This window comes from Deltaproteobacteria bacterium, from assembly GCA_005879535.1.
Classification (GTDB): domain Bacteria; phylum Myxococcota; class Myxococcia; order Myxococcales; family 40CM-4-68-19; genus 40CM-4-68-19.
In genome coordinates this window covers 1-10942 of the sequence record VBKI01000009.1, presented here as the reverse complement: position 1 = coordinate 10942, position 10942 = coordinate 1, and the positions used below count along the sequence as shown (strand labels likewise).

Here is a 10942-nt window from a genome sequence, read left to right as displayed (position 1 = left end):
GCATCATCCAGCGGGTCCGTCACACGGTCCGCGCCGCCAAACCAGTTGTCACCGAGCCTGCCTACCCCGAACTGATGAACGCGGCAGCAATGGTGCTGCACAGACTCCGCCGTTAGGGCCGCAAACCGCAACGAAAGGAAGCCACGCGATGAAAGACGAGCGAAGACTTCGCGCTCTTCAACGTCCGCCTCCCGGCGGGCACGGTGGAGCGCATCCAGCGCTACCGCGACTACCTCAACCAAACCCAGCCCGGCATCGAAGCCAGCGCCAGCAACGCCGCGCGCATGCTTCTCTTCCGCGCGCTCGAGCAGGTCGAGGAGGAGATGGGGATTCGCAAGAAGCAGCCGAAAACGCCATCCAGGGATTTGCGCAAGAGCAAATGACTTATCATCTGCAGACGTCTGTCTCGGAGTCTGCAGACCTCCTTGACCAGTCACACCGGCATAGTCCTCCGGCCAACTAGATCACGTTCGGGGTCCCGGAACCTCGGCACCAAACGCACACACGCGGCCGATGCTCGTTTAGTGTTGCCGCTCGTTGACTCAAATTTCGCGCGGCACCTCGATTGCGGGGTCCTCGCCAACGGCTTCACCCTCCTCGCCCAAGACGGAGTTGATGTTGGCAATCCGGCAAATCCGAACAGCGGTCCGTGGCGCACACCCCCCCGCGTTCATACCCGAGCAAAATGCGCCCCCTCGCCGTCGTTCTCGCAGCGCTGCTCTTCGCCTGTCGTATGAGTCACATGGTCGCGACCGAGCCGTCGTCGTCGGGCCCGAGCGGTGTTGCCGACGCCGGGACATCAGCGGACGGCGGTGACGCATCCAACTCAGGCGCTCAAGGTGCTGTCGACGCTGGCGCGGCGCTCGACGCGGGCATCTCGACAGCGGTCTCCTACGGGGACGCCTGCAACGCCGCGGGGTGGTGCTGGGAGAATCCTCTGCCGCAGGTCAACGACCCGAGCTCCGTCTACGCGGTGGGTGAGAACGACGTGTGGGTAGCGGGTGCGCACGGGATGCTCGTGCATTGGGATGGCAAGATCGTCGTATCGTTCCACATCGCAGACGTCGATCTCAACGGTTTGTGGGGCGCCGGGCCGGATGACCTCTGGGTCGTCGGCAATGCCGGTTTCGCGGCTCATTGGGACGGCATGAACTGGAATCTCGTCCCGGCAGGTGCGGAGGATCTCCACGGCGTGTACGGCGCAGACGGCGAGCTCTGGGTGGTCGGATCACACGCTACCGCACTTCGGTGGGACGGGAGCTCCTGGATACCCGCGCCTGCGGGGCCATCCCCGAACGCGGATTACCGCGCGGTGTGGTTCGACCGCGCTTCCGATGTCTGGGTCGCCGGGCCAGGACCGTTCCACTTTGATGGTTCCACCTGGACGACGCCGGAGATGTTGGAATGCGCGGACTTCCGGTGCACCGAGCAGGTGACGCCACCGCTGCGGGCAATCTGGGGCCGCAGCGCGTTGGACGTCTGGGCGGTCGCGGGGTGGGGTTTCCCGCTTTGGCATTGGGACGGCAGCACGTGGAAGGTTTCTCGCATCGATGACAACTGCGCGGCGATTGGCGGTACGCCTGATCAGACCTGGTGCTTTGGAGAAGGAGCGATGTCGTCGCTGCATGCGGGCACCTGGACGAGGTTGTCGCTAGTCCCGGTACTGACGAAGCCGGTCTCGGTCTCAATCGCGGGCTCCGAGCTCTGGGTCGCGGGTCAGCAGGGCTGGGGCTATGTCGAGCGCTCGACGATTCTCCGCCAGGACGCGAACGGGTCGTGGACGGATCTTATCCGCGGGCCTGAGCTGTGGCTCTCGTCAGTGTGGGGTTCCGGGGCCAACGACGTGTGGGCCGGGGGGGACGGTCCCGGCGGCCATTCCCTCCTCCATTTCGACGGTACCGCGTGGACGGCCGCTTGCGCAGCATGCGTTGGCCGAGTGATGGCCATCGGTGGCAGTGGAGAGCGCGACGTCTGGGTGGAACTGGCGACGTGGACCGCAGGGATCGAGCTCCAGCACTGGGACGGCACGAGTTGGGAGACTTCGTTGACGCTTCCGCCGACGAGCTTGGGCCTAAGCGCAATCTGGGCTTCTGGCCCAAGCGACGCGTGGGGCGTCGGAGAGAACACGACCATCCATCGGAATGGCACGAGCTGGATATCCGTCGAGACAGGCGCGCCGTTCGGCCTGTTTGCGGTCTGGGGTACGGCGGCCGCGGACGTTTGGGCCGGCGGACGGGGAGCACTTGCGCACTGGAACGGTACGCAGTGGTCGGTTCTGAGGCTCGATGGCGGCGAAGCGTGGTCTATTACCTCCATCTGGGGCAGTGGCCCGAACGACGTGTGGGCTGCTGGCTACGATGGGTCGCACAGCCTGATGCTGCACTTCGACGGCTCCAGCTGGACACGCGCGGGCGTGCAGGACATCGGCATCCTCATGGCGATTTCCGGAACGTCCGCATCCGATGTGTATGCCGTCGCGACGTGGGCCACTGCAGGCGCGATTCTGCACTGGGACGGCAACGTCTGGACCGTTGCAGACACTGGCGCTTCGCGCCTCTCAGCGCTCTGGGGCAGCCCTGGCGTCGAGATCATCGCCGTTGGGGCGCAAGGCGCGATCCTGCGCAATCGCAAGACCAACGCCGCTTTCCGACCGGCAATGAACGGCTCCCCGGTCGCGATTCCAAGTGCCGAACCGTAGCGGGAGGACATCCTGCTGCGTGGAAGGTGACCCTCGCCGCGCTTTGTCCGTGGCCATTCGCGAACGGACACCAGCTGTTCGATCATTGGCGGAGCGATGACGGGCCAGAACTTCGGCCGGCTCAAGACGGCTCGGTATTCGGCAAGCATGCGTGCGTCGTAGAGAGAAACGTTGCGCCGATTGCGACTGCGGCCCGGAATGCTCGATCGGAGGTGCCGCCTGGCGTAAGCAGCACCGAGACGAAGACGTTGGTGTCGAAGACGAGTCTCACCCGCGGCGGCGGCGCTCGGCGCGCGTGGCGCGGACTTCGGCGGCGATTTCCTTGTGCGAGACGCGGAGGCGCTTGCGGGCTACTTCGCGCTGGATTGCATCAACGGCCGCGAGTAGCGGTTGGCCGGCCTTTGATTCGACGACCGCTGCCAGCTCGCGCGCTGCTTCGGCGAGCGTAGCTCCGCGAGCGAGTACACCTGGCCGCGCCGGGTCGCGGGCGACGTAGGCATTCGCCTTCGCGCTCCAGGAGATGACCACGCGGGCGGTGTTCGAACCAGCCATGCTGAGATTATGCCGCAGGCTCCTGCGCGGTGCTACGGTTTGCCGCGCGCCTGCTAGGATGCCTCTACATGACCAAGCCGCGCGCGAAGAAGAGCTTCGTGGTTTGTCTGTCGAAGGACGGCTACGCGGCGTCACTCGAGCCCAGGAAGATCTACGTCGCGCTCCGGGACGATGCGGCCGAGCGCAACAGGCTCTGCGCGTCGTCGACGAATCGGGCGAGGACTATCTCTACTCGCGTGAGCGCTTCGCTCCGCTCAAGCTGCCGCGCGGGCTGCAGCAGGCGTTGGCAGCAGCCGGCTGAGCCGTGGCCATTTCGTGGCCAAGCGTTACCGAAAAAGTGATCCGGCAAGCTGGTCAGCCAAGAACCCGCGAAACCGCAACCGCTTGATTTGTCCGCCGTTGGCTACTCGCCGCGGTCCGGCGTGGACTCCTCCGAGGGCTCCGGGCTTACAGGGCGGCTCTGACCATTTTTTTTTCGCGACGCCGGTGACCGCGCGATTTTGGACGTGGTCTGCTGTGTGACGGATGCCGACGGCAGCCACCATCGATCGGCCGCCTCGGAGGTTCCATGACCGCGTACAGTGGCATTCGCTGCGTCCCCGTTGTCTTGTGCGCCGCAGCCGTTCACGCATGCGCGGCGCGTACCGCGCTGAACGACTACCGGCGAGCGGTCATCGATCGTCCATTCACGCTGCCGGCCGGCGTGGACTCGTTCCACGTGGGGATCCTCGGCGGCTATGCCCGGGACGACTTCAATTCGGCGGGACGGGCTGATGCCCCGGTCGGCTGGGATCTCTCGCTGTCGGACGACTCGACATTGCATCTTTCGCCGCTGCAGCTCGGGATTTCGCGTCAGATGGTGCGCACCGAGGACTCGTGGCTCGGTGCGACGCTCGGCTTCGGCGTCGGGGCGCGTTCCGAAGGAGTGCTTCTCTCCCCCAACCTCGGCCTGGCGCACCGGATCCGGCTGACGAGAAGCGTCGCCTGGAGCACCGCGGTGGCGGGGCGGGTCTCGCGCTGGACGGACCAGCCGGCATGAGGCTGGAGCGCGACCCTCGCCGGCGGTCCGCTGTGGCAGGTCACGGAGGCTGGCGCGCTCCAGCCACTTGTCGGAGTATCGGTCGGACGCTCGAACATGCTTCTGCGCGACCTGCCGCTTGACCGCACCAGCCGCGTCACGTTTCCGCTCGCCCTGGGCGCGACCTTCAGCGTGGCGCGACAGTGGGACGTGCAGACGGCGTACGAGGGAATCGGTTACGAAGGCGGCTACCGGGCATTCACGGGCACCGTCGGCTTCGCGCACACTTCTGGTGATCGCAAGCTACAGACCGAACCCCGCCCCAGCATTTCGCGAGTCGGTCCTCCCACGCAAGGTTGCTGAGTAGACATACCTACTCGCCGTGTGTGGCCCGGATTGCCGCTCGGCGCGTAGTGGCAACATGCGGCGTCAGTTCGGCAAGGGCTTTTCGGTTCACTTCGCGGATTCCGTGCAGGAGGCGCCGGCGGACCTCCTCGCGCGCGCCCACGAAGTTCTCGTCGGCATCGCCAGTTCCCTCCAGGGGATCCCCGCGAGGAGCGCGCTGTGGCGCGAGATGGGCGCCGGCAATGCCGAGCTCAACCTCGCCGGCTGGCGTTTCGAATATCGAGTCGACCGCCGAGACCGGCGGATCCTGGTGGTCGACGCGCAGCGAGCCGGCGCATGAGGGAGGCAGGCCTGGGGGCTTTCTTCGCAGCGGTTCTCGTCGCGCTCGCTTGCCCCCAAAGGGCCCGCGCGGGCGTCGTTCGCAGAGCGTTCCAGGTGAAGGCCGTCGTCATCGCGTCGGCGAGGCTTTCCTCGACGATTCAGGCGTCCGGCGGCGCGATCGAGATTCGCGCGGCTGGACACCGCTCCGCTCCCGCAGCCCTTCTCGTGGACGGTCAGGTGAAGGTCCTGAAATCCGCAGCGATCCTCGCCATTCCGCCTCACGGCGACGTGACTGTGACCGTTCTCTATTGAAACGTCGTTCCGCGGGTAGGTCGGGCGCCGGCTTGAAACCTACACCGCGCTCGGGCTTACGAATGGAGGCAGCCGACGCGAGGTGGGGAATGAAGATCGTGTTCCCGGTAAGGTTCGCCGCTCATCATGGGGCCGCGGTCCAGACTACCTCCGGCGAGATGACCGACTCGCGCATGCTCCTGATGTGCCCGCAGCGGCGTCCGCCGTGCGCCGCTCCGGTGGCGCTGAACCTCTACTTGCCCGACTCGTTTCCGCCCGCCGCCGCCATGGGGCGCGTCGGAACGGCAGCCGGCAAACCGCAGAGCGACGGGTTCTGGGTCGACCTCGTAGATGCGGTCCGCGGTGTCGCCGAGCGCATCGAGGCGCTGATGTCGCTGCATGCGCCGCGCCTGAACCGGTCCTCCCCCGACGGCAGCGCGACCTCGCCGCACCGCGCTGCCCCGCGCTATCCGACGTCGATGCCGGTGACGATCGGCGCCGGAGGCGCGCTCATCGCCGCCTGCGCGCGCAACATCAGCACCAGCGGAATGTACGTGCAGACGGAAGCGAACGTACCCTTGGGAACCCTGGTGACGATGCGCCTTGCGCTCCCGGACGGCGACGCTCCGGTCGGTGTGCAGGCCAAGGTCATCCATCGCGTCCTGGCCGGGCAGCCGCAGATGCCGTGGGCTGAGCCGGGGATCGGGCTGCAGTTCGTCGAGGGCGACGACGCCTTCCGGGCGCGGATCGACCGGCAGATCAAGCGCCTCCAGATCGGACCGCAGAATCCGCGCTCTCGCGGATGACCTCGTCCTGCTGATCAGACGATCAGCCGCGACACCAGCCAGACTCCGCCCAGCACGAGGATGCAGCCGGACGCCACCGGGGCGAAGGCCGGCGTCCGACGCAGCCGCCGGAGCACCGGCAACGCCAGGAGGACGATGCAGACCTGCCCGCACTCCACGCCGATGTTGAACGAGACGAGGCCCGATGCGAGCGCCGCCCGCGGAAGTTGCAGCCCCCGGAGGACGGCGGCGAACCCGAATCCATGCACGAGCCCGAAGGCGAAGGTCAGGATCCAGCGATGCCGGAGCGCCCGCTCGGCGCTGCCGCGCCGTAATGCCCAGAGGTTCTCCGTGCCGACGTAGACGATGCTCGCGGCGATGAGCGGCTCGATGGCGCGCGCCGGCGGCGTCAGCAGCCCGAGCGCGGCCAGTGCGAGCGTCAACGAATGGGCCGCTGTGAAAGCGGTGACGATCTTCACCAGCTCCAACGCGCTCCCCCCGAGCAGCAGCAGGCCGATGAGGAACGCGAGGTGGTCGTAGCCGGTGAAGATGTGCTCGACGCCGAGGAGCAGAAAACGACCGAACGCGCCTCGCGCCGATCCGGTCCGCCGGGCCTCGAACGACGGTTCGTCCCGTTGGGCGACCCGCTGCGACAGCTCGCCATGGCCGAAGTCGACCCGCGAGAAGTGAGTATGCCCGCCGGGAAAGGTCTCGAGAAACCCGACGCGGATGGAAAGCTCGGAAGCTTCGCGCCTGCACGTCCAGCGCGCGTGCAACGCCAGGCCGTCTTCGCCGTCCGGCTCCGCCGTCACTCCCGGGTGGAGCGCGCAGGGCTCGCCCGACGCCCGGATCACGAACGGCTCCAGGACGAGCCGGGTCAGCGCCGGCAACGGCGGCGCACGGGGGTCGTCGAGGCGCATCTGGCCGCGCAGATCGGCGAGCGGGAAGCGAAGGGTGCCTTCGATCTCGCTTCCGTGCGCAGCCAGCTCGCTGTACGAGACGCTGGGCTGGTGCGCGAGCGCCGTCGCGGGCAGGAGCAGCAGCAGCGGAAGGACGCGCATCAATGCGCGATGGGCAGGACGCCCGCGAGCAGGCGGTTGTTGCCGTCGTCGCGGCCGCGCCCGGCAGCGGTGAGGGCGAGCCGGTTCTCGCCCTCGGTATAGAACCCGACGAAGAGCAGCAGCGGATTCGGTCCCGCTCCGAAGGTGAACGAATCCGCGATCAGATCGCCGACCTTCCAGGCGTCGGTGGGAAAGCGTCCACCGGCGGGATCGTGCTCGGCGTGGATGCGCGCGCCGGTCCCGGTCGCGTCGTCGAGGTGCACGAAGACGTGCCAGCGCTCGAGCTCGGCGCGGCACCGCCAGTACAGAGTCAGCTTCGCCCGCTGGCCGGGGACCATCTGCGGCGGCTCCAGCTTGTACCCGAGCAGCTCCGCCGCGTTGCCGAAGACCGCGCCGACGATTGTCGCGTCGCCCGGGGGAGGCACCAGCACGTCTCGCAGCGCGCTGCGGTCTACCTGCGCCCGCGCCTGTGCGGGTGGCGGCTCCTCGAAAGGGCGCTCGATGCAAGCGGTGCAGATCAAGGCGAGAGCGAGCGCGCGCACCGGTCGCGCATTGTGCCGGAAGCCATGCTATTCCGCCACACGGTGGAACCACTCGGCAGCTTCGAGCGCATCGTGGAGCCCGGAGCCGGCCTCGCCCTCGGCGCTCTCGCGATTACCGTCGCCACCGCGCTGCTCGAGCTCTCGCGCACGCTCGCGGAGACCTACCGCGGGCGCTGGTTCGCGGGCAACGGTCGCGACGTCTTCCACGCCGGGGCGGCGCTCGCGATCGCCGGCGCGCTCTTCGCCAACGGGCTCCCTCCGGCGCTGGCAGCGCTCGCCTCCGCCACCGTCCTCATGCTGCCTCTGCTGAAACTCGATTCGCTTCCCGCGCGGCGTCCACCGCGAGCGGCCATGCTCTTCGCGCTGGTGGGCATCGCCGCTGCCCCGCCACTGCTCGAACCGCTCTCGATCGTGCGGGCCGCGAATGCCCTGGCGCGGTTCCTCTTCTACTGAAGCAGGGCGTCCAGCTCGCCGCGCTGCTCGAGCGCGTAGAGATCGTCCGACCCTCCGACGTGGGTGTCCCCGATGAACACCTGCGGCACCGTGCGCCGGCCGGTGGTCTGCATCAGTTGCAGCCGCGCCTCGTCATCCCAGGAGACGTCGATCTCCTGATACGGGACGTTCTTGTTCTGCAGCAGCCTTTTCGCCCGCACGCAGTAGGGGCACGTCTGGGTGGTGTAGATCTTGACGGGTTTCACTTTCATAGGATGCGCATCGCTCAGAAAGAGCGCGACTGCGCCCCGTCGACCACCACGCAGGCACCGGCAATCCAGCTCGCCCGGGGGCTGACCAGGAAGGCAATGGTGTCGCCGATCTCCTCGGCGGTGCCGAATCTGCCGAACGGGATCTCGCTTTGGACGAACGCCGCGATTCCCGCCGGGTCGGCTTGCTTTCGCCGCTCCCACGAGCCTCCCGGGTGCAGGATGCTGCCCGGCGCCACCGAGAGCACGCGGATGCCGCGCGACGCCAGCTCGCGCGCCTGCTCGTGCGCCAGCGAGATCAGCGCCGCCTTCGCGGTGTTGTAGCTGATCGTGCCACCGCCTTCGCGGCCGTAGATGCTTGCGACGTGGAGGATGACGCTCATCTCCCGAATGGCTTTGGGAAAGCCCCGGCGGGCGGCGCCAAGCTCGAGGTGCGGTAGCGCCGATCGACTGGCGCGGATCGCGGGCCAGAGGTTCCGGTCGTAGACCGAACGCCAATCCGCATCGGAGAGGTCGGCTGACCCGCCCGGTTGCGAGCCGCCCACCAGAGTGACCAGCGCGTCGATCCCGCCGAGCTTCGCTACGGTTTGCTCGATGGCCGCATCGAGCTGCGCGCCATCGGTCGCGTCGGCCACGATGGCGAGGGCCTTCTGCGCTCCGGCCGCCTCGCACTCTCGCGCCCGCGCCTCGACGTCCGCCCGCGTGCGCGCCACGACCGCAACCTGGGCGCGCTCGCGAGCGATGGCGACCGCCGCCGCTCCACCCAGTCCGCGGCCGGCGCCGATCAGCAAGATGCACTTTCCTTCGAGACCGAGATCCATTCGGGTACTGTACCGCGCGGGAGGAATTCGCATGGCTCATCGCGTACTGGTTGCGTTGCTTCTCGTCGGATCGGCCGCGCACGCGCAAGCCGCCTTCGGCAGCGGCGGGCAGGTCGTCCCCTTCGGCACCGTCTCGTACACGCACACGTCGGCAGGGGCCGACGTGAACCTGATTTTCGTAGCGCCCGGCGCGATGTGGTTTCCGACCAACAACGTCGCCATCGGCGGCCAGCTCATCTACGCCTTCGCCGACTTCGGCCCCTCCGTGCACGAGGTCGGCTTCGAGCCGCTGGTCGGTTTCGCAGTGCCGCTGGCCGACCACGTGGCCTTCTTCCCGCGTGTGGGGATGCAGTTCCAATGGTTGTTACCGACGGCAGGCAATTCCGCCAATCGGGTCGCGATCGACGGCTTCGCTCCGTTGTTGTTCATCCCGGTGCCGCATTTCTTCATCGGTTTCGGGCCGCAGCTGAACGTGGAGGTGGCCTCATCCGCCGCCAACAAGGTGACGTCTTTCGGCTTGGCCACCCAGATCGGCGGCTACTTCTAGCCTAGCCGCTGTCGCACCGTAGGTGCGGCTTTGCGGCTACGGGTTGAGAGCAAGCCACGAAGCAGAAGGCCCGCCGGGTTTCCCCGACGGGCCTTCGCTGAATCCGGAGAAGGGACCGGACTACATCCCCATCCCGTGCCCGCCGGGACCGGCGGACTCTTCCTTGTCCTTCGGCCGCTCCGCGACCATCGCCTCGGTGGTCAGCATCAACGACGCCACCGACGCCGAGTTCTGCAGCGCGAACCGCGACACCTTGGTCGGGTCGATCACGCCGGCCTGGAGCAGGTCCTCGTACTCGCCCGTCGCCGCGTTGAACCCGAACGCGCCTTGGCCCTCGCGGACCTTGTTCACGACGATGCTGCCCTCCCAGCCGCCGTTCTGTGCGATCCAGCGGATGGGCTCCTCGAGCGCCTTGCGGATGATCTCGACGCCGAACTTCTCACCGGCGTCGACCTTCAGCGTGTCGAGCGCCTTGAGCGCGCGGAGGTAGGCCACGCCGCCGCCGGGGACGATGCCCTCCTCGACGGCCGCGCGGGTCGCATGCAGGGCGTCCTCGACGCGGGCCTTCTTCTCCTTCATCTCCGTCTCGGTGGCCGCGCCGACGTGAACGACGGCGACGCCGCCCACCAGCTTGGCCAGGCGCTCCTCCAGCTTCTCGCGGTCGTAGTCCGAGGTGGTGTCCTCTTTCTGCGCCCGGATCTGCTTCACCCGCGCCTCGATGTCGGCCTTCTTGCCGGCGCCGTCGACGATGGTGCTGTTGTCCTTGTCGATGGTGATGCGCTTGGCCCGGCCGAGGTCCTTGAGCGTCACCGTCTCCAGCTTCACGCCGAGGTCTTCGGCGATCATCCGGCCGGCGGTGAGGGTCGCGATGTCCTCCAGCATGGCCTTGCGGCGGTCGCCGAAGCCCGGCGCCTTCACCCCACCAGTGTGGCCAGCGCCTCACCTTCGACTTCCTCGGCGATGATCAGCAGGGGCTTGCCGGACCGCGCCACCTGCTCCAGCAGGGGGAGGAGGTCCTTCATCGACGAGATCTTCTTCTCGTGGATGAGGATGTACGGGTCCTCGAGCACCACCTCCATCCGCTCCGGGTCGGTGACGAAGTAGGGCGAGAGGTAGCCGCGATCGAACTGCATGCCCTCGACGACTTCGAGGGTGGTCTCGAGGCCCTTCGCCTCCTCGACCGTGATCACGCCTTCCTTGCCGACTTTGTCCATCGCCTTGCTGATGATGTCGCCGATGGTCGCGTCGCCGTTGGCCGAG

Annotated in this window: 12 protein-coding genes and 2 pseudogenes; 8 read left to right on the top strand and 6 right to left on the bottom strand. The window is 67.6% G+C overall.

Translation table 11 applies throughout. The features are described from left to right. Nucleotides 1-203 precede the first annotated feature (203 nt). Entirely contained in the window at nucleotides 204-383 is a 180-nt protein-coding gene (locus E6J58_00600) for a hypothetical protein (protein TMB44020.1), read from the top strand. Between the two features lie 359 nt (nucleotides 384-742). Further along, nucleotides 743-2698 (top strand): hypothetical protein, encoded by a 1956-nt coding sequence (locus tag E6J58_00595; protein TMB44019.1) that lies wholly within the window; start codon nucleotides 743-745, stop codon nucleotides 2696-2698. Between the two features lie 267 nt (nucleotides 2699-2965). Here E6J58_00595 and E6J58_00590 read toward each other — a convergent pair whose 3' ends face one another. Then, nucleotides 2966-3250: a hypothetical protein gene (locus E6J58_00590; GenBank protein ID TMB44018.1), complete on the bottom strand. Its 285-nt coding sequence runs from the start codon at nucleotides 3248-3250 to the stop codon at nucleotides 2966-2968. A gap of 68 nt (nucleotides 3251-3318) precedes the next feature. Here E6J58_00590 and E6J58_00585 point away from each other — a divergent pair. The 4 genes and pseudogenes from E6J58_00585 (at nucleotide 3319) to E6J58_00570 (ending at nucleotide 6031) form a co-directional block, all read left to right on the top strand. Then, a pseudogene (locus E6J58_00585) lies at nucleotides 3319-3551 on the top strand (hypothetical protein). Between the two features lie 267 nt (nucleotides 3552-3818). After that, nucleotides 3819-4289, top strand: coding sequence for a hypothetical protein (locus E6J58_00580; GenBank protein ID TMB44017.1), 471 nt, complete (start codon nucleotides 3819-3821; stop codon nucleotides 4287-4289). A gap of 96 nt (nucleotides 4290-4385) precedes the next feature. Beyond that, a complete protein-coding gene (locus E6J58_00575) occupies nucleotides 4386-4631 on the top strand; it encodes a hypothetical protein (GenBank protein TMB44016.1) in 246 nt (81 codons plus the stop codon). 224 nt (nucleotides 4632-4855) lie between these two features. Beyond that, complete coding sequence (locus E6J58_00570) at nucleotides 4856-6031, top strand: hypothetical protein (GenBank protein ID TMB44015.1); 1176 nt, start codon at nucleotides 4856-4858, stop codon at nucleotides 6029-6031. A 14-nt stretch (nucleotides 6032-6045) separates the two neighbouring features. Here E6J58_00570 and E6J58_00565 read toward each other — a convergent pair whose 3' ends face one another. Continuing rightward, nucleotides 6046-7071 (bottom strand): HupE/UreJ family protein, encoded by a 1026-nt coding sequence (locus tag E6J58_00565; GenBank protein ID TMB44014.1) that lies wholly within the window; start codon nucleotides 7069-7071, stop codon nucleotides 6046-6048. Next, nucleotides 7071-7613 carry a hypothetical protein gene (locus E6J58_00560; GenBank protein ID TMB44013.1) on the bottom strand — a complete coding sequence of 181 codons (543 nt, stop codon included), beginning with the start codon at nucleotides 7611-7613 and terminating at the stop codon, nucleotides 7071-7073. Before E6J58_00560 ends, E6J58_00565 begins: the two co-directional genes overlap by 1 nt. Before the next feature lie 24 nt (nucleotides 7614-7637). Here E6J58_00560 and E6J58_00555 point away from each other — a divergent pair, with 24 nt between their 5' ends. Beyond that, the gene (locus E6J58_00555) at nucleotides 7638-8066 is read left to right on the top strand and encodes a hypothetical protein (protein TMB44012.1); all 429 of its coding nucleotides are present in this window, start codon (nucleotides 7638-7640) and stop codon (nucleotides 8064-8066) included. Here the strand turns inward: E6J58_00555 and grxC are convergent. Both grxC and E6J58_00545 read right to left on the bottom strand, forming a co-directional pair. Further along, on the bottom strand, nucleotides 8060-8311 hold the full coding sequence (gene grxC / locus E6J58_00550; protein ID TMB44011.1) for a glutaredoxin 3: 252 nt from the start codon (nucleotides 8309-8311) through the stop codon (nucleotides 8060-8062). The two genes, E6J58_00555 and grxC, sit on opposite strands and share 7 nt — an antisense overlap. A 20-nt stretch (nucleotides 8312-8331) precedes the next feature. Continuing rightward, on the bottom strand, nucleotides 8332-9135 hold the full coding sequence (locus tag E6J58_00545) for an SDR family oxidoreductase (protein ID TMB44010.1): 804 nt from the start codon (nucleotides 9133-9135) through the stop codon (nucleotides 8332-8334). Between the two features lie 55 nt (nucleotides 9136-9190). On the opposite strand from E6J58_00545, the gene E6J58_00540 reads away from it, so the two are divergent. Beyond that, the gene (locus E6J58_00540; GenBank protein TMB44009.1) at nucleotides 9191-9682 is read left to right on the top strand and encodes a hypothetical protein; all 492 of its coding nucleotides are present in this window, start codon (nucleotides 9191-9193) and stop codon (nucleotides 9680-9682) included. Nucleotides 9683-9802: 120 nt separating this feature from the next. Here the strand turns inward: E6J58_00540 and E6J58_00535 are convergent. After that, nucleotides 9803-10942, bottom strand: a pseudogene (locus E6J58_00535) (chaperonin GroEL).